Here is a 19,041-nt window from a genome sequence, read left to right as displayed (position 1 = left end):
GGTTTTCAAAAGATACAATAATAAAAGCACTTAGATTTCGTTATCTAAGTGCTTTTATTGTATGTAATTTAAACTGCTAACTGTAATTGAACTATCTTTGAACGTTTACGCTGAATTTCTAACTTAACTACTTCCCTAATTTTTAATTCCAGATCTTCTGCATGGCGAGGGAAAGCTTGCGCTTTTTCGTACTGTTTAATCGAATTCGGTGATACACCTAACTTTTCAGCAAATTTGGCTTTCGATAACCCAGCTGCCATACGCATATTCTTAACAAACTCGCCCCACTGAACTTTCATTTCTGCTTCTCTTTCTTGCTCATTCTTTACATCATCGAAATCAATTAAAATAGTTGCTATCATCATATGAAAATACCTCCGAACGTTTATTATCAATTTTTATATAAATGGAAATTGCTTTTAAAGTTACTTATATTATATTATTAAGAATGTTATTACGCAAATGAAAAATTGTTTTTTTCTCTTATATTTTTTAAAAAAGAAGTATAAAAAGTAGCTTTTCGTTAAAAAACATCATAAATATAAACATAATGTGGTTTTAAATTATTTTTTTATCTAGTAAAATAACTCCATAAACCTTTATATATTAAAAAAGGAGGGGATATATATGATGATCGAAAATATCCTAGATATGTATCGTGACAATAAAATTTTAAAAGAGGATGTAATAGTAGTCTTTCAAGCTAATATGAAACAACAAGAAAAACAATATGAAGCAGCATTTCAAAATAGAGTTGGTAAGGTTGTCCTTAATTTAGTCGAAAAAGGAGTAATCTCTCGAAACGAAATTGATCCTATCCAATTAGCACTGGTTAGAAAAGATAACTGATACTAAAAATACAGCGTTGAAAATAAAAACCATGGAGGTCTACATAAAAATGGAAATTGTAAATCCTACTGATATTGTTATTGCTCCAGAAGGTGCAAAAAATCACAATCAAGAGCAAGAAAAGGTAGAAAAACTCTTTAAAATAATGAAACGAAACCAAATAGTAAAAGTACCAATCACTGAATTAAAAAAAGTAGGAGAAAACGAATTTGCTTGGATTTTAAATTTTGATGGTATTCTTGGTGCCATTCGGTTTGAACGGTCTGGACTTGATATTCCAAATCAAATGAAACAATTTGTGGGCCAAGAAATTTATGTAAAAATCATTAACGTTAAACAAACACCAAAAGGGACGGTAGTTACAGCAGACCGTAAATCAGCCATTCAAGAAATGTCTGAGGTTGTACTTAATCAATTAAAGGAAGGACAAGTCCTTCAAAGTGTAGTAAAAGGAGTAGGAGATCACACCGTACACGTAGATATCGGGGGAGGATGTATTGTTTCCATTCCTAGGAAGGAAGCCACTATATCAAAGGCTAGAAGGTCGTTGAAAGGATATTTCAATATAGGGGACCAAATACAAGTAAAGGTATTAAAAATCAATAAAACTACAAAATTCATAAAAGTATCTCACGCTGCTACTCAGGGCAACCCTTGGCAAAAAAATAAATACAATAAAGGGGATGTAGTTATAACGGAGATAGTGAATATCGTATACGACAAAACAGGTGTTAAAATCTATGCCGAGGTAAAACCGGGGCTTGAAGCTTTACTAATCTACAACATACCTACAGAACCAAAAATTGGCGATAAAATACAGGGAGAAGTACACAAGTTTGAACCTGAAAAGAAGCAATTACGTGTAATTGCTAAAACAATTTTTTAAGAGAGAGGTTCCTAGATTTTGAATAACAAAAAGCGTTATCCAGTTTTACACACCGAAGAAGAAATCATTCAGAGATTATGCTTTCTGATTATCAATAAAAATACTGCAGAATTTGAATATCGTTTAAATCAAGGAATAGATCCTAATATAAAAGTAGAAGGTACACCGATTTTAATGATTGCCTCCCAATTTAGTCTGATAGATATAGAAGATAAGAGAGCTTTTGAAATCGTACAATTACTTTTACGTTACGGTGCAAACCCGCTAGAAACAGATTTAACCGGAAAAAATGCCATCGACTTGTTATTAACAGAAAGCGAAAAAGAAGAAAAGCAACTCCAAAGCCTTTTCCCTTCGTTCATCCCTTATCAAAAAAGAGAGATACTTAGTCATGTTATTTGACTAGGTATTTTTTTATTTTTTTCTTATATTTTATTAATATATAAGGATTTAAAACAATTTTATGTTTGTAACGTATCTATTCATCTAGTATAATAAAAGTATAGAAACATTTTGCTATATTTTAATAACAATAATCCAATAGAACAGGAGGAAACAAAATGCTTCTACAAGCGGAACAAACCGTATTAAACAATTATCGAATTCCACGCTCTCTTAAAGAAAAAGTGGATATTATCCAAAAAAAGAAAAGAATGTACCGTATTGGTGTGGTGGAGGAAGCCATTCAAACTTTTTTAACCGATTATGATCAAGGAAAGATAGAGATTAGTCGTCAAATGATTGAGGAACCCAAAATCCAATTTATTACCGAACTACCGATTCAATTAAATGAAAGACTTGAAAAAATAATTCAACATATCAACCATTATGTTGAACAACTTCCACCACCGCCAAAGGGTACAAGGAAAAAGAAATTAACACAAACCAAATTAATCACACAAATACTAGAATATTGGCTACAGAAGGAAGGAAACACCCATGAGTAAACTCGAAGATTATCTAGAACAATTTCCTTTTGACTTAACAGAAGAGGAAAAGAAAGAAGCGGAACAAGAGTTAGCTAAGCTGGAGATACAGATTGGTACAGACGAACAAGAAGAATTAGAAAATCCATTTTTAGAGGAAAAAGTCATACCTATTGATGAAATCCAAAAAAGACGTGAAAATCGAAAGAAAACCGCAGCAAGTGAGGATGAGAGCATTCCGTTATATGATGAAGTGATGGAAGCTGTTTATCCAGAAGAAAATGAAAAAGGAACCAGCCCCCGCCAAGAGTCTGATTCCAATGAAGATAATTCAGTCGAAGAAAGACTGAAGATTATTATTGATTTTGATAAAACAAGAATTCTTAGTATCAGAACCGCTAAAGACGGTAGTGAATACCATGAAGCAATTAGTAATTTTATTCTAACTCCATTATACCGTATTTTGGATGACGATGACAATGAAAAACATTATGTGAAATTAGATAATGGATATGAAACTAAACATATTATTTTTGATGGTGAAACCCTTTCTATTAACCGAAATTTTAAATCTTTCTGTCGCCAAAAGGGAGATTTCAACTGGAAAGGAAACCAAGAGGATTTAAACCAACTAAACGATTTTATGATTCAAAATCGCTGTGAGGTAGTAGAGGAAGTTAAATATATCGGTTATCTCTATGACCAGAATTTCCTTTCAGAAGAAGCCGATGAAGAAGATGAAGCTGGAAATACCCCTCTCTACAAAAAAATGCAAGAGGACATTTGGATTTTTCCAACACATGCTTATTACAATGGGGAATTATACTATCCCGATCAGGATAATATTTTTCGTTTTCCTACAAAGAATGTCCTTTTAGAGTTTGATAGAACAGATAATATTGTCAAAAAGCCAATTAAGAAGATACCAACAAAAGATGATGTTTTAAGTGTTCTATCTGGCACACATGAACTTTATGGTCATTACGGTTGGTTAGGTATTGGGTTTATGGTTGCATCTTTACAAGTAAGTACGATTACTCAATTTTCTCGCCAATTCCCTTACTTCTATCCATTTGGTATCAGAAACACAGGAAAAACCGAGTTCGCTACATTTATGTACAAGTTTGCTGGTGTAGAAGCGGTGCTACAATCTCCCCCACAACGACTTGATGTATTCCGTAAACATTTACGTTGGTACTCTCATTTACCTTATGGTTACGATGAAGCCCAACAACAAGGGGAAGAAAAAAAAGATAAGGATTTCTTCTTTAAGTTTGCTGAGGAATTAAAAACCTTATTTAACCGTAAAGGATTACAACGTGGAGATAAAGATCCAGACAAATTAATTAAGTTTCCCGCTAGAGCTGTTTTAACCTTCAGTGGAGAAGTTGCAACGAATGAAACAGCTATTAAGAGCAGAACTATTTTCATTGATGCTCTTAACTTCCACCATGACGAAGATACTTTTGATGATTTAATTGAAAAAGAGAACATTATGTATTGGTTAGGTCAATATATGATGCGGACAGCTCACGAATGGAGAGAACCATTTGTGCTAAATTATAAAAACTTAATATCTGAAATGAAAGACGTGGAATCCTACAAAAAGATTACAAGTCGCGTTCGAAAAAACTACGCTATCGTATTAGCTGCAACTAAAACTTTTATGAAATGTATTGACCAAAAATTTGGAACAGTTCTTTACACGGAAAGTTTTTTCAATGAATTAAAGTATTTCGCTTTAAAAGAAATGATGAACAGCCAAAAAGAAGTAGAGGAACAACATCAAGCCATTGTGTTCCTTAGTGAGATTGCTAGCTTAGCTAAGAATGGTGAATTGGAAAAGAATGTTGATTATAAAATTGACGATAATATCCTATATATCTCACCTAACGAGGCATGGAACGCTCATAAAAAACAAAGATTTAAATCACCTTACGTTGCAACTAATGCGATTGCAAGTGATTTACGAGCATATTCCTTCTTTAAAAATAGCAAACCGAAGAAAATTAGTGGAAAAACCTTATACTGTTGGATGTTCGATTTATCCGATTCAACTATTCCGGAATTTTTCCAACACTTCGTTGAGCCAAACATTAAAACCTATGATGGTCCATATTAATTGGACCTCATAGGTTCTTTTTTACGGTTATACACCATTGGTAATTAAGAAGGTAAGAAAGGTAACATTTAATTCTGGTAGTAAGAAACACTATATTACCAAAAAACGCAGTCGTATCAAGGGGCGAAGGGATATGGTAAGAAAGTAAGATAATTTTCTACCTTATGCGGATATATTTTTTAAATTTCGTCTAGAACAATCGGAACTCAAAATCGAATTATAATGTATGTGATGATATAATTTTCTTACTTTCTTACTTTTCTTTATAAATCCTTATATAACAACGGTTTATGCAGTAAGAAAACCGGTAAGAAACCAGTAAGAAAAGGTAAGAAAGTTTTAATGCAATATAAAAAGCAGCACTCATTTATCGAGATACTGCTTCACTGATTAGATTATTCATTAAACTCACGGGGATATCTTTATCCTGTAAATTTATTACCCAAACTCTTTTGCCTGAACCATTAATCTTTTTTACAGTAGTTGAGAAAAAATCAGTTTTACTTAATTCATTTGAAATACTATTGGTTGTTCGAAATTTAAAATCTATAGACGAGTAGGCTTTGACTTTTTCAAAACACGGTTTTATTACGATATACCACAAATTGTCTTTTACAAATGCTTCATCATCAGTAATAAAACCATTATTGTTTAATTTCGCCAACTCAGATAAATACTGAATTGGGTCATTATTTCTATGAAAAATATTTTCTCGTTTGATATCAGCAACTTCTTTTAAGTCTAGCTGACTATCAATATATACTTTCTTTTCGTTGTATAAAGGATGAAATTTATTTATATAATACGTTTCTAATATTTCGGTCATAGTAGGGCATTCTTCTTTAATAAATCGTATTTTTGCTATTTCTTCGTGAAAATCTTTTGTATTGGTAATACCTTTTATGTGTGCAATTAACCTAGTCTTTATATTCGATGATTTACCAATATACAGTAACACTTCCTGATCTGAATATCAAAAATATACCCCACGGATTCCGTCTGGTATCTTCTTGATATTTTTTAGACTTATAAAGGTACTTATAGCATCATGTTCTAATAAAATTTGTGTTTTCATTTCAATTGTCCTCCGTATTATTTTAAACATGATACCTTTTAAAAACTTATATTCTAATAGATTGTTACCATTTTGTTATCTTTTTTATCGATCCTAAAACATCGCCATTTTCCGAGTATCATATTTAAAATTAATCGAATAAAAAGGCAGGAATACAAATGAATATAAATCTATCACTTTAAACATTAAACAAGTTATTTCAATCGAAGGCTCCGCTCCAAAAAATGAGTTTTACGGAGATCACACTGGTACAGCTGAAAACAGCTTTCCACAGTTCCAAAAAACGGGCAGAAGGAAAATGGATCGCGATTATTTGAGCAGCTCCTTCAAAGCGACTTTGCTAACCGATATATTGCCATTTACATGCTCTATCAAGATTGCATAAGGTACGGGCTTATTACAGAGGAAAGTCCAACTGCCGCTCGTTTCAATAAGGAAATTTAATCAACGGTTGACTGCAGCTGTAACAGAAGAAGATTATCTTGCCTTGATCAACTGGACTTCCAAGGAGACAAAAGGGAATACCCATTTTTCAGTGTATTTGGGGATTTTGAAGTAGCGAAAGAATATCCATAGTATTCATATCTTTATAAAAATATAATACCTTCCTAAAATCTACTTCGTTGGGGAGTTGCTTATTGGTTTTTGTATAGTGTTCAATAATCAATCTATGAAATAAAGAAAAACCACGTCCGTATTCTTTAGAATCTTCCATCGGAACATTAAAAAAGATAACTCCATTTTCTTCGATAACTCCTAATTTTTTCTCCATATGAAAACTCACTCTCCTATTTAAATATAATAAATGATTTTAATAGTACCAAAGACTCTAGAAAAATGGTAAAATTTTTACATAGAATTCCTCTAAACAAATCTATCTAAAACACCGATATACATAACGATTATTCCTTCATCACGTACAATAGTAAATTATTCCGCTATAATAAAATAGGATAATCGAATTATGACTCAAGTAATAGATATTGTTTTATTATTTTAATTGTAATGGTGGTATATATGGGAATTGTGTGCAACATGACAAGTACTTTAAAAGCAGAAAGTTTTACATCTCAGTTCAAAACCCTACTTAATCAATGTAAGACACGAACAGATTTTTTCAATTTACTTCAATATGTAGTCTGTTTTTATGCAGAACCTCAGAACGAAAAAGAGCATATGGTATTTTCCGTTTTATCTGTGATTTATCAAGATTGTCCTGAAGCATTTGTTGACTATGTAAAAGATATGGATGCATTAGAATGGCAATTCATTACGGACGCTAAGATTATGTTCGAAAACAATTATTTCGAGCAATCTAAAATGGACGAATGGCGGGATAAAGTCTTAAAAGACAACTCACCGGGTTCTGTTAAAAATACCCTTAAAACAGGTACTGTAATTGATTTTAAACGTATAAAAGAGGTGTGACCTATAAGGCACACCTCTTTCTTTGTTAATTTACCTTTGTAAACTTTGTTAGATCCTCTTGATTCGCTAACTTTAAAAAGCGAATAGCTGCTTCTTCTAAATACCCTACTAGCATATCTTTTTCTAAACGGCCTTCTTTAGATATTAAACGTAATGGATAACGCTTATCCAAAAATTCCTTGGAATCTAAATCTGGATTCACTTGCATGTATCTTTTTCTTCCACGTCTTGAATCCTTTTCTTCTTTCACTTGGTCTTTATATACTTCTTTCCACTCTATTTCTTTCGTATAAAAATCAAAACTTTTAGCTATTTCATTTAACATTTCGGATAAATCCTTGGTTGGAATAATTCCAATTTTACTTTGAATGCGAAGTGGAATATCTTCACCAATAATTTCATCTAATTCATATGTTTCGAAACTTCTTCTTCCTTGTTTACCCGGAACAGGAATGTTTTCTTTTGCAGATCTAATACGTGTCGAAACATAAGAAGGACTTTTATTTATAAGATTTGCTATATCTCGATTAAGTACTTTTTTATTATCGTTAGCCTCTAATACTAATAAATCTTTTAAACGTAACATGTAATACCCTTGCAGAATATCATCTAGTTGCTCGGAGTTGTTCTTTAGTAAATCGATAAGTAAATCTCTTGGCAGAAGTTCAATACCTTCGATTCCAGTTGTTTTGCTGGTAATCTCCATTTTTTATTAAAACCTCCTACGTTCATCATGATGTTTCCGCAAATAATTCTTCTAGAAAATCGGAATCATCCACTTGCTCCTTATTTGACTGAGCTACCTTGTCCTCTTGGACCTTTGTTTCTTTTTTGTTCTTTGTTATGTCATCATTGGTTTCGTTAGTTTCTTCTACTGTATCTGATGTTAACTCTTGTTGGTATTCTTGGAGTAAAAGTTCTTCCATTTCATTTAAGTTGGAATCATCTAATTGAAATTCTTCTACTTCCCTAGATAACTCTTCTGGAAGAACACTATCTTCCGAAAGGTAATCACTCGTTTCTTCCGTAATTTCGGTTTCAAATACGTCATTTTGTATTATTTCAATATCATTGTAATGAATATCGAACTTATTGTCATTAGTTTCTAAAATATTTAATGCAATCTTTTCTGAATTTTCCCAGTTTATATCCTCATTTAATAATTGTTCAATCTTTATTTCTTCATCTTCCTCTTTTTTATAGGATTCTAAATCAGTTATATCCTTTTTGGGGGTTGATGAAACTTTTTCTTTTTTCTCATGTATATTCACATCTGACGAAGGTTTTGCTAAGTCTTCATTTAGGATAAAACCTTCTTCCTCTTTAAAGAAACTCTTTGGGAACATTGGTTTAACTAAACCGATAAAGAAATTTCGAAGTCCTCCTTTACCATCGTCAAAGATTTCTTGTTCGTTGTTAATGACAAACTTGCAAAATACCTTACCCGGTGTAAATGTAACAGGATTGAAAGCGGGTAAATTATAAATTTGTGCGCCTGTTATGATCTCACGCTTTTGTTCTTGAAAGTTATGACGAATATCGAAAGGATTCCACTTATCTACACCTGTTCCTTTAATTTCTCGATATTCTTCACCAGCCTGTTTCGCAATAAGTTGACAATCATCATAATCAATACCGCCATAAACAATCTTTTGGCGAGAGTTATTATAAATAACCTTTTCTAACTCTGGACTTTCAGCTCTTAATTGAGATAAGTCTTGATGCGCGATACACATAGAGAATCGTGTTTTCCTAGCCATTTCAAATACTTGTTTCGTAGCGTTAAATAAATAGTTTTGGAATTCATCCATATACATAGCAATTAGCGGGAGTTTTTCCCTTTCATTTTCTTCGAATTTATTTCGATAGAAAGCTTCATTTTTTAACAGAACAGCTATTAATCTACCTAACGTAGAAGATAGCTGACTCCCTAAAACATGAAAACCAGTACTTACTAAAATAACTTCACCTTTATCAAACGCTTCCCTAATCGAAAAAGTACTTTTTTGGCAGATGATCTTGGCCATCTTTTCATTTTGAGTAATTTTAGAAAGGTAAACAAACAATCCTTTATAGTATTGTTGCCCTCTTGCCTCAGTTTTTTCATTAGCGAAGGTATCGTGATAATCCCTTAGTTGAATCAGAAGAGCTTCTTTTCCCTTGTCTTCAAGTTGTTGCATTACTTTTTTTCGATAACCCGCTCCAGAAGGACGAAGGAGGTCATAGATATCAAAATATGTAGCATTATCTCCTTTTACTTCCTTGAGGCAACGAATAGCCATTACCAAAGCCTCTGATTGGGTATCTCGATAAAATACTGGCGTTTCTTTCCCCAAGCCTGCCACAAATGCTTCTGCGTTTGCTTCTGCAATATTATTAATATCATCTCCATCTAACGGATTAAAACTATGAGTAAATTCATAGTCAGGATTGATATAATAATAGGCTCTCCCTATTTTTTTACTTATAACAGCTGCTTTATAAGCTAAATCAGCAAACGGTTCAACAACACATAACCCTACTTTGGGATGAGTTAAATCCTGAATAATCATATTTAACAAAAGAACGGATTTACCAGTTCCGGTCGGTCCCAATAACTGCATATGTTGTAATCGTGAATTTTCCGGAATCGCAATTCTTGCTGATCGAGGCTGTTTTTTAGTTTGAGCGGTATCAATAATATCCAAGTCCGCTTTCTCTTTGCTTTGCTGTATTCTTACCAATTCTCGAAGTTCTTTTTCCTCTATATGACTTAACTCGTCAAAAGAAGACTTTTTCTCGGTTTCTGACCACTCAATAACTTTTCCTTCGTTTACTTCTTCCAATGATTGCTCCACAATTTCTTTTGCTGATAATCCTGTCAATCTGATAGCTAGATAGCTTAATAAACCAAAAAATAAAATCGCTACAATAACTAAAGCAATTGTAGGATAAGACGGATAAAGTATTCTCATCGCAATTATGGAACCCGCTAACATAGAAGTTACAAAAGGAATAACTAAAGAAAGGAACGAAAGATAATCGATTTTCCTTTCTCCCTGTTCAATTTTCTCTTTTTCTTTGCGTAACAAAGGCATATTTTCGATAAATGCTGACTGTTTAAAGGCTAGTAGAATTGGAATAGATAAGAAAAATAATATCCAATCCCCTAGTCCGTCTGCTTTACCAAAATACAGTCGTAGGAATCCGAAAACCGCTGCTACCGAGTAAGAGCTGAACAGCAGAATATAAGCAACCCCATTCATATTCCACGTTAAATCTTCGTTTTTACTGTTATTTGAGAAGTCCATATATTTCCCTAATATCGCTTTTATCAAGTGACCAAAGATAAATACAATAAGTTTGACCAAGCCAAACAATAATTTTGTCACCCACCGCATTATCAAAGCGACAAGTATTAGACCAAATCGCATCTTCACTCATACTCCTTTTATCTTTATTTAATTTTCTATGAACAATTTTTAGAATATATAAGGATATAATATCATTTTTAATTCAATCAAAATCATTCAAAAGTCCACTTTGTTTTTGAAAAACATACTAGTTAAATAAAGATAGAAGGATTCACATACCAATTTACGACAAAAAACGACAAAAGAAAAGAGAAAAATATTAATACTTAATAACATCAATCTCTAGGACATTTCTTCCTAGACATTGTTTGAAGTATTGATAATAAAGGATTAAAGATTTTTTTATCAGTTGCTTTCCTAATTAATTCCTTCCTCAGAATTAGTCTATAATGAAAGTAAAAGGATACGAAAAAGGAGGTAGATGTTAATGTATTTTTTAAATCGTTATAGACACACACAGATAGTTGATTTTGAAGTAGGAGATCGAGTAGAAATAATTCTCCGCAGCTCACTTTACTGTATCGGACAAGAACGACCAATCTATCATTCCGGTGTTGTGACCGAACTGGAGAATGAAGATGACCAACTCGTTGCTATGTGGGTTCGATATGACAAGGATTCTCTTTATGATGGAACGGAAGAAGAATATCTTGCGTTTGAGGAAACGGAGAAAGTATTTAAGAAGAAGTTTGATATCGCCGGATATGCAAAAGCACATGAGTACATGACACTAAGCGTAAAAGGTGAAAACGGGAAAATCCTTAATTTCACTTACGATAATGGCAGCATGTATCCAGAAAGCATTCAAGAAGGTAGTTCTTTAACAAAGAGACCGGTTGTAGAGGAAGATAAACCTTTTATTTGTGAAGTGCTTCAATATGGACAAGCAGATTATTTTTTTCACTTTTTAATGACCGGTGATGAATTAAAGGCTCCAGAATATAAAGTGGTTGCTTACGATTCAAAAGGAAACGAGATGCAATTTGAAGATTGTTCTATCGATAATTTAGGGCAGGAAGTAACCTACCCTACTAAAGAAAAAGCGGAACAAGCAAAAGAACAATTAAAAATTAGCCTCCCCCACTCGTATACGTTTAAGGTCATACCGATAGAAAAATGATTTTTAACACGCAAAACAATCTTTTGAAGAAAACTCATTAGTAGAGGTGAATTCTATGAGGACTTCAAATTGTGAGAGTAATAAGATCCACCCTCCTGAGTCCATAATATTTACGAGCATGGAACTATTAACAAAAAAGAGAAAAGAACAAAGAGATGCGAAAGTTCAATTAGTCTTAGATGAATGTGATAGATTGTTATCGAATATAGCGGATTTAGATAAGAATGGACAACTGAAATAGAGGGAAAACCTTCTAATTAGCTCTATACGACTTTTGGAGACGTATATGGAGCTTTTGGTATTCAGAAAGCAATAAACCCCTAAAAAAAGCTCCTATGACATATAGGAGCTATCTGTATTCTTACCCTTCTACTGATTTTATAACAAATCGATTCAATATCCCTTTCAACCCATATATTAAACCGTAAGCAATAACTGTGGTTATAGGTAGAAAAACAATAGAATATATTGAACCCCATGTTAGTGTTCCACTAATATTTATTGATTCTAGTGTACCCCGAACCATATATTCACCAAATAAGGCCCCTACTGTACCGCTATATAAAGTAATCAAGAAAGCAATTAGACAACTAATTATCCATATTTTCTTATTTGTTTGTTGCTTATTACGTTTATATAAATAAAATCCTAAAATGCTAAAACCAATGATAAACGGAAACAAAGTTGACCAGTATAGCCAATTTTCTCCCCATAGCGATGTAAATCCCCCTGCTGCAGATTGACCAAATCCCATAAAAAGAAATGACGAAAATAAAGAGAGAATAGCTCCGTAAACTCCCCCTACTACCAAAGCAACATACATTATAAAGACCACCCCTTTTTCCTTATTTTAACATGCCAATGTTTTAAAATAGAGGAATATATTAATAATTTCATTTTTAAGAAGGAGAAATGATGTTATTTATTTAACTTATATATTAAGTAGATTTTTCTCAACCTACGTAAACGTGATAATCAGCTTCAAACGACCCAAAAATAAGGGTTATTTGCATCAACCTATGTTTAAAGAGATGTTATTTCAAACATGAGTAAACGTGATAATCAAGGGATGATTATTAAATTTAGGTTTTGACTTAGGTTATTCATTACATAGGTTAAGTTAATTATCACCCCAAATATAATCCCCTGAAGTTAAAAATACTATCTACAATAAAAACATTATGTAAACTTCGTGGATTGAAAATAAACATAAGTTTGAAGGGAGGTAAAAAAGAACATGAGTAAAGGTGATAATCAAGTAGAAGTTCAGAAAGAACAAGAAGAGAATAAAGAGAGCGAGAAAGAACAAGTTAAACTAACAGTTAAAGAGGCTGCTGAAGCTATCGGAGAGACCTCTACAACCGTTCGAAATTGGATGCGGGAGCTAAAACCTTATATACCTCTTAAAAAGGCTGAAAATGGCTATAATTTGTTTGACGAAGAAGCATTAGAAGCCATTAGGCAAATCAAGAAACTTCACCGCGAACAAGGATTTTCCATTAACCAAGTGAAAACCTATTTTGATAGTGGCGGGGAACTGTTCAAGCCGGTTAATACCGAAGAGAAAATGCAAAAAGATATAGAAGAATTAAAAGAACAAATGAAAAAGCAATTGGACTTTAATAAAGTTCTAGTGGAGCAGCTGGAGAAACAACAAACATACATAGATGAAAAACTCAATGAGCGGGATCGAAAGTTAATGGAACATATTAGAGAGCAACAGGAAATGAAAAAACAATTGGCGATTGCTGTTGAGGAAAAGGAAAAGCCCAAAAGAAAAGGTTTCTTTAAAAGGTTATTCGAAAAATAAGCTTTCAACCTATGTACGATTGTACTAGGGAGAAAGCTTATTTTCTTGATAATCACCTTAAATACTTAATCGTTTTTGTCTCGATATCTTTTAGTTGTTCATTATAATATGAAAGTCTTTCTTTCGATAAACCCTCCATAAAATGAGAAATATGAACCAATTCCGTTTTTGGAGAGACCATTCTTCGATATTCCAATTGAGATGTCTTGCGAAGGTAGATAATGGTCAATTCCTCGATATGAGGTTCGTATTTTTGCATAGTCTCGGAGTTAAAGACAGTATGTTCACTTAGTTTAGCATCAGCCCAATGGGAGGGAGATAAGATGAAGTCCGGTTCGCAACCTTTAATACCACAGTTATATTTAGAGTAGGGTATCCTTATCTCATTTAGTAACTCTCCAACCAATTCCTCGAAACGTTTTCCGAGTTCTGAATAAATCAACACCAGCGGTTTTCTTCTTGGTTTCCAGTGTGCGTATTTCCGAACCATTTTATAAGCACGAAAGTATTTCTCAACGTTTTTATAATAATGGACCATGTAATCAAACAGTAGTGGGTGCTTCTGTAAAATATCTTCGTCCGATACTTTTCCTTTTTCATCGATTAATTCCTGTACCATGTCTGGAACTGTTATATTATTGAGTCCGGCATTTTCAAAAATACGCTGCATGATATAGTGCCTGCCATTCAACTCTAACCATTTACGTCCCATAGACCAATTATGAGGCCCGATAATATGAGCTGATAATTCAACAACTTCATCTAGAGACAATCGATTTACTTCGTCAAGTGTCATTTGTAATTCTTCGGGAACGATATGAAGGAAGCGGTTATTTGTGTAAAATTCATGTGTTTTGTAATCCATATTTCCTCCTGTATTTTGCAAAAGAGAAGCCCACACCGGATAGTGTGAGCCTACCTTAATATTAAAAATCCATTTCAACTGATTCTTCAAAGCCACTTTTACTTACTTCTTCGTCAGAAACTACTTCAAGATTAACTAAAGTTTCATCATTGGCCAGAACATTTACTTCTTCATTCTGTCTAAAGACCTTTTTCATCTTGTTAATAGTAGAGTGCATTTCCTCCAACTCACTTTTCACAAGAAAAAACTGGTCTTGAAGAAAGGAATTTTGGAGATCCTTTTCAACTAAGCTGATGATGTATTGAGATAACTCATTAGTTTGTGCTTTTTGCTCCAGATGATTATATACTTGTTCGCTCATTTTATTGGTGACAATCCCAATTCGAGCTTTCCGTTTCATATGCCATTACCTCTTACTTATTAACCAATGTATTTTGACGGCTAATAATTTCTAATCCGTATAAATTAAGGAACCTAGCAGTACGGTCAGGCTCAATATGATGGTATTTTTTGAATACTTCTTCACTGTAATTAGCTGTTACGTATTCTTCGATGAATTTGCGAATAATGGGGGCAACACCACCAAAATAATTGTATTTGTACACTTCACCTTGCTCAGAAGAGAAAGAACTAAAGATAATTGGCATAATAGTGTTTGTGTATTCACGAAGAGCGTTCTCAACAACTGCTGTAACATCTGTTTCTAAACCAGTTTTTCCATCTACTACAATATATTTACCAGATTCATAATTTTTAACGATGAAGTGTTCAACGTCCCTTGCAGACTTAAAGTTGTACTTACGTAATTTTTGTTCGTATAAATCTTTAATTGTCCCAAGAAACGGAGCTTCTGTAATAGTTTTAAAATCATTACGTGATTTAGGATTTTCAAGTCGTTTTGGTAAACGAACCTGATCAATCGTTCCACCGCCAAGGTCATTATTAATGGTTAAGTTTCGGTCAAATTTTTCTGCGGTTTCACTTTCAGTAAGATCAAAGTTATATTTTAAAGCAAATTTCGCAACCAATCCTTCTGTGTAGCATTTAGAAACCTCTGTTTTTACTTCAATTGTTTTTCTGCAGCCATTTGTAGCCACTTCAAAAGTAAAATCTCCTTTAAAACGGTCAGCCATCGCATTTGTTTTATCAGAGAACTTATCAGCTTCTAATAATTCAAAGATTGGAAGCATTGTGCTGAAATAATCAATTTGAATATCGGTTTTTTCTTCATGTTCCATACTTTGCTCTGCATCATGTAAAGCAAGAGCGGCAAAGAACATAATTTCTGATAGTTTAGAAGTTGATTTCTCATGAAGTTCAACACCGATATGAGAATCGTTTCCTAAAAACTTTTCAGCAGCTTCACCAACTAAAAGATATTTTCCATCCACTTTCAGCATTAAAGAGTTTTTCAATTTTGATTTAGGAATATCATCAGTGAAATAACCCTTTGCCTTCGTTTCAGAAAGCTCTACAACAGCAGTTGGAATCTCAATAATATTGGCATTGCCATTAATCATAGCAAAGGTCATCGAGTTTCCTAAATCCATGTTCATTCTTTTAATATGTACGCTCATTTTCTATATTCCTCCTAAATAAAAAAGTGTTAACACTCCTTGTCCATATTTTACCTTAACAAGCACCTAAAGTGTCAACACTTTTATGTCCACTTTTCTTTATTTATCAATATTTATATTTTTATGTGTTAACACTTTTTGAAAGTATAAAAAGTGTTAACACACTATCAAAAACCCTTGATATTATTGGTTTTCTGTTGTTTCTGATGATGAAACAGACTTCTTCTTGCTGTTACGTACCTTTTGAACATCTTCAAAAAATGTTTTTAATACCATTTCTAATAGTTCTGATTTATTTCCATTGGTGTATTCATCAGCTAAAAGGACAAATTCATCAACTATATCTGGATCAAGAGTAAATGAAGCTGTCTTTTTCTTTTTGTTTCCCTCACCTTTCTTTTCCTCCAGATGTTCCACTAAAGCGGTAAACCCACTGGTCTTTTTCGGCCTGCCTCTACCCATATGTATATCACCTCAAATAAAATAAATTTACATCAGCAACTAAATAAATTTACAATATTAAGATATTGTTTTTTTATTTATAAAACTATTGAATACCAATTATATATACATTAATAAATACCTTGTAAATTATAACAGATTTATTTATATAAAAATATTGTTTTATATAAATAAATCTATTTTAAATGTATAGTATATCACATTATACTTCTTTGGTTTTCATTATGATAAAAATAGTTAAAAAGGCATTGATTATTTAATTGAATTCACAATATAAAAATATTGTAATTGATAATATTTATTCATTGTCACTTTACATTCATATTTACTTGTCAGAAGGAGGTAGATTTATAAGATTTAGACCACCATAAATTAAGGTACAAAGGGTTAAATATCAAACCACTGGTTCAATAAAAATGTAGTGCATTAGTAATTCAAATAGGGGAGAGAGGAACAGGGAGAAGTATGACTGTTTACTCTTATTCAGACCAGCTAAGTATGAAGGTGAGTTAACTCATTTCTCATTCAACCTAACCTTATAGAAGAAAAATAACCTTACTCAAAACCTTCCGGTTTTGAATATGGATGAACCTACATTTGAACATACCCCCTGTCATGGAAAAGTGGAAAAGTGGAAAAATGACCATGAGCATTTTGACAAAAAAAGAGGGGGAAATGAAAAAGGGGAAGGGTAAAAAAAGAAAAAGAAGAAAAAGAAAAAATGACAGACTCCCACACAAAAATTATCCTTCAATAAGTCCTTCAACAGCTGCACCTAATAAAAAAAGAAAAGGGGAAAAGAAAAGAACAAAAGAAATGCATCAATAAAATCCCTCTAAAACCCCTGTATAATCACATTATTTTATCACCTATGTACAAAGCTAATATTAAAAAATAACCTTCCTAATCATATTATTTGTACCTATCCATACAGCCATATCCCTTGCTTTTTATATCCTTTCTCAATAACAAGGTTCATTCCCTTCGTTTCTACCATACCCATATACAAAAGTATTGTGCATATAAAAAGTTAGCTTGTTCAATTTTTGTGTTCAGCGTTACCCACCTTATATCCCATAATTAGTAGTGCTTCGCCCATTTAAGGGGTGTAAGCATATTGTATTAGGCTACCCCCACCCAAGTAACTCTAATTGTCTTGATTTTTCCTCTCTTCCTCCCTCGCTTACGCTCAGTCCGTCATCGGAAAAACCCTTCCAATTGAGTTACTACGTGGTTTGGCTGATCAGCTTTCCTTTTCCCGAACAAGTCGGGGGAAAGCTTGCCAAACCTACTAGGGTGGGTGTAGCCTAAGCTACCTTAAAAGCACTAGGACTCACCACATCTCCTCAAAGAAAGAGTGCTGTCTACAGGACAGCCTCTTCCTTTGAGTTTCCTGCTACGCAGGAAAAGGAGATGGGTTCGTCGGTACCAGCAAAGGCATTCCAAAACCCCACTTCATGTATTGCTGCTGAACCACCAGATGAAGTGTTTAGTTTCCTTCTCATGGTAGTCCACTTTGCTTTCTCTCCCTTTCGCATCTCCTACTAGAGATGCTCATGTCGTTCAATCAAAATGTCCTAACTCCTTCACAGAAGGAGTATGAGAAGAAAACCAGTTTGTACCTACCAGTCACAAAAAAAAGGTTCTTTTTTTTCTTTCTTTCCCCTTTTAATTACTTACATCATTTCTCCAATTAATCAACTAATATTTATTGTTTTTTTTATTATAAAAAAGAAAATAAAGAAAATAAAAAAATAGGTAAATTACTTTTAATTTCTCTATTTATTACCCCTTTTTTTTTAATAAACAAAAGAAAAAAACAATTAATTTAGAGTTATTACCCAATTTTTAAGTTTATTTATCCATTTATTTTCTATTATTTATTTTCATTTAATAATATAAAAAAAGAAAGATTATGAGATTGAAAAGGTTTCACTTTTATTGATTTATATAAATGTAATACTGATAGGTTATTAAATAATTAAGTTAGTTTTTTACTAGTGTGCAAAGGGAATATGAGACCGTTCTTTGGGCTATCGCCCAAAGTGTTTTTTATCGTTCTTCGAGTTTTTCAAACTCGAAGTGTCTGTTAGTTTCTAGTATGCAAGACTTTCTTTAAGTAAAACCATTCGAATAAATGTTTAGGGGAATAACTGAAGAATCGAATTCGACTGAAGCAACTAAGACAAAAAAACCACTAGCGGGAAGCTAATGGTTTTTGGTTTGTTTTCTTTATTTCCTTTTTTTCATATTGCTTACACAACAAAAGGATCGCTTCATTGAGTAGCAAGTCTGTAGATTTTCCAGTAATAGCTGACAGCTTTTGTAGTTCAAGAAATAGTAATTTGTGTACTGTAATTTCAAATGAACAGACCTTATTTTCTTCCATTTCTAATATTATGACCACCCATCTAACTGATATAAACTACTTGTAGTTGTAATCAGTTGTGTGTATAATGACTTCATAAAATCCTATTAAATATGGATTTATTCTTAAAGTATAGCATGTTAAAAATGAAATACTTTGTAGATATATCCATTTTAAACCTGTTCATAGGAGGTAAATAG

21 protein-coding genes are annotated in these 19,041 nt (G+C 32.8%); 9 read left to right on the top strand and 12 right to left on the bottom strand.

Translation table 11 applies throughout. From position 1 onward, the window contains the following. Positions 1 to 68: 68 nt before the first annotated feature. Positions 69 to 365: a helix-turn-helix domain-containing protein gene (locus CWS20_RS01050; protein ID WP_072502000.1), complete on the bottom strand. Its 297-nt coding sequence runs from the start codon at positions 363 to 365 to the stop codon at positions 69 to 71. Between the two features lie 262 nt (positions 366 to 627). Between CWS20_RS01050 and CWS20_RS01045 the strand changes: the two genes are divergently transcribed. The 5 genes from CWS20_RS01045 (at position 628) to CWS20_RS01025 (ending at position 4,783) form a co-directional block, all read left to right on the top strand. Further along, complete coding sequence (locus tag CWS20_RS01045) at positions 628 to 849, top strand: hypothetical protein (protein ID WP_101226221.1); 222 nt, start codon at positions 628 to 630, stop codon at positions 847 to 849. A 49-nt stretch (positions 850 to 898) separates the two neighbouring features. Continuing rightward, positions 899 to 1,735 (top strand): S1 RNA-binding domain-containing protein, encoded by an 837-nt coding sequence (locus CWS20_RS01040; RefSeq protein WP_158236988.1) that lies wholly within the window; start codon positions 899 to 901, stop codon positions 1,733 to 1,735. An 18-nt stretch (positions 1,736 to 1,753) separates the two neighbouring features. Further along, positions 1,754 to 2,137, top strand: coding sequence for an ankyrin repeat domain-containing protein (locus CWS20_RS01035; RefSeq protein ID WP_101226219.1), 384 nt, complete (start codon positions 1,754 to 1,756; stop codon positions 2,135 to 2,137). A 158-nt stretch (positions 2,138 to 2,295) separates the two neighbouring features. Continuing rightward, positions 2,296 to 2,682, top strand: coding sequence for a hypothetical protein (locus CWS20_RS01030; protein ID WP_101226218.1), 387 nt, complete (start codon positions 2,296 to 2,298; stop codon positions 2,680 to 2,682). Next, positions 2,675 to 4,783 (top strand): hypothetical protein, encoded by a 2,109-nt coding sequence (locus CWS20_RS01025; RefSeq protein ID WP_101226217.1) that lies wholly within the window; start codon positions 2,675 to 2,677, stop codon positions 4,781 to 4,783. Before CWS20_RS01030 ends, CWS20_RS01025 begins: the two co-directional genes overlap by 8 nt. A gap of 367 nt (positions 4,784 to 5,150) precedes the next feature. Here CWS20_RS01025 and CWS20_RS01020 read toward each other — a convergent pair whose 3' ends face one another. Further along, positions 5,151 to 5,741 (bottom strand): GIY-YIG nuclease family protein, encoded by a 591-nt coding sequence (locus tag CWS20_RS01020; protein ID WP_101226216.1) that lies wholly within the window; start codon positions 5,739 to 5,741, stop codon positions 5,151 to 5,153. A gap of 649 nt (positions 5,742 to 6,390) precedes the next feature. Further along, entirely contained in the window at positions 6,391 to 6,630 is a 240-nt protein-coding gene (locus tag CWS20_RS01015) for a hypothetical protein (protein WP_101226215.1), read from the bottom strand. 263 nt (positions 6,631 to 6,893) lie between these two features. Here CWS20_RS01015 and CWS20_RS01010 point away from each other — a divergent pair, with 263 nt between their 5' ends. Beyond that, the gene (locus tag CWS20_RS01010) at positions 6,894 to 7,286 is read left to right on the top strand and encodes a hypothetical protein (RefSeq protein ID WP_142385355.1); all 393 of its coding nucleotides are present in this window, start codon (positions 6,894 to 6,896) and stop codon (positions 7,284 to 7,286) included. Positions 7,287 to 7,311: 25 nt separating this feature from the next. Here CWS20_RS01010 and CWS20_RS01005 read toward each other — a convergent pair whose 3' ends face one another. Both CWS20_RS01005 and CWS20_RS01000 read right to left on the bottom strand, forming a co-directional pair. Continuing rightward, positions 7,312 to 7,992, bottom strand: a complete 681-nt coding sequence (locus tag CWS20_RS01005) for a hypothetical protein (protein ID WP_101226213.1) — start codon at positions 7,990 to 7,992, stop codon at positions 7,312 to 7,314. Positions 7,993 to 8,017: 25 nt separating this feature from the next. Then, positions 8,018 to 10,699, bottom strand: a complete 2,682-nt coding sequence (locus CWS20_RS01000; RefSeq protein ID WP_101226212.1) for a type IV secretory system conjugative DNA transfer family protein — start codon at positions 10,697 to 10,699, stop codon at positions 8,018 to 8,020. 367 nt (positions 10,700 to 11,066) lie between these two features. On the opposite strand from CWS20_RS01000, the gene CWS20_RS00995 reads away from it, so the two are divergent. Beyond that, positions 11,067 to 11,759 (top strand): hypothetical protein, encoded by a 693-nt coding sequence (locus CWS20_RS00995; RefSeq protein ID WP_101226211.1) that lies wholly within the window; start codon positions 11,067 to 11,069, stop codon positions 11,757 to 11,759. A gap of 361 nt (positions 11,760 to 12,120) precedes the next feature. On the opposite strand, the gene CWS20_RS28455 is transcribed toward CWS20_RS00995, so the two are convergent. Next, entirely contained in the window at positions 12,121 to 12,582 is a 462-nt protein-coding gene (locus CWS20_RS28455; protein WP_072501994.1) for a hypothetical protein, read from the bottom strand. Positions 12,583 to 12,996: 414 nt separating this feature from the next. Between CWS20_RS28455 and CWS20_RS00980 the strand changes: the two genes are divergently transcribed. Continuing rightward, positions 12,997 to 13,569, top strand: coding sequence for a helix-turn-helix domain-containing protein (locus CWS20_RS00980; protein ID WP_101226209.1), 573 nt, complete (start codon positions 12,997 to 12,999; stop codon positions 13,567 to 13,569). 52 nt (positions 13,570 to 13,621) lie between these two features. Here CWS20_RS00980 and CWS20_RS00975 read toward each other — a convergent pair whose 3' ends face one another. The 4 genes from CWS20_RS00975 to CWS20_RS00960 all read right to left on the bottom strand — a co-directional run bounded on the left by CWS20_RS00975 (position 13,622) and on the right by CWS20_RS00960 (position 16,473). Beyond that, positions 13,622 to 14,434: a hypothetical protein gene (locus CWS20_RS00975; RefSeq protein ID WP_101226208.1), complete on the bottom strand. Its 813-nt coding sequence runs from the start codon at positions 14,432 to 14,434 to the stop codon at positions 13,622 to 13,624. Between the two features lie 61 nt (positions 14,435 to 14,495). Beyond that, positions 14,496 to 14,834: a hypothetical protein gene (locus tag CWS20_RS00970; RefSeq protein WP_101226207.1), complete on the bottom strand. Its 339-nt coding sequence runs from the start codon at positions 14,832 to 14,834 to the stop codon at positions 14,496 to 14,498. Positions 14,835 to 14,847: 13 nt separating this feature from the next. Next, entirely contained in the window at positions 14,848 to 16,011 is a 1,164-nt protein-coding gene (locus tag CWS20_RS00965) for an Alp7A family actin-like protein (protein WP_101226206.1), read from the bottom strand. Between the two features lie 183 nt (positions 16,012 to 16,194). After that, positions 16,195 to 16,473: a hypothetical protein gene (locus CWS20_RS00960; RefSeq protein WP_101226205.1), complete on the bottom strand. Its 279-nt coding sequence runs from the start codon at positions 16,471 to 16,473 to the stop codon at positions 16,195 to 16,197. A gap of 615 nt (positions 16,474 to 17,088) precedes the next feature. Here CWS20_RS00960 and CWS20_RS00955 point away from each other — a divergent pair. Next, positions 17,089 to 17,301, top strand: a complete 213-nt coding sequence (locus CWS20_RS00955; protein ID WP_139293181.1) for a hypothetical protein — start codon at positions 17,089 to 17,091, stop codon at positions 17,299 to 17,301. A 536-nt stretch (positions 17,302 to 17,837) separates the two neighbouring features. Here CWS20_RS00955 and CWS20_RS27835 read toward each other — a convergent pair. Both CWS20_RS27835 and CWS20_RS00950 read right to left on the bottom strand, forming a co-directional pair. Beyond that, a complete protein-coding gene (locus CWS20_RS27835) occupies positions 17,838 to 17,978 on the bottom strand; it encodes a hypothetical protein (RefSeq protein ID WP_158236987.1) in 141 nt (46 codons plus the stop codon). A 692-nt stretch (positions 17,979 to 18,670) separates the two neighbouring features. Then, entirely contained in the window at positions 18,671 to 18,862 is a 192-nt protein-coding gene (locus CWS20_RS00950; protein ID WP_101226203.1) for a hypothetical protein, read from the bottom strand. Positions 18,863 to 19,041 lie beyond the last annotated feature (179 nt).

Origin of the sequence: Cytobacillus horneckiae (assembly GCF_002835735.1) — a bacterium.
Classification (GTDB): Bacteria; Bacillota; Bacilli; order Bacillales; family Cytobacillaceae; genus Cytobacillus; species Cytobacillus horneckiae.
The sequence above is the reverse complement of the archived record's forward strand: the minus strand, read 5'-3'. Positions and strand labels throughout refer to the sequence as shown.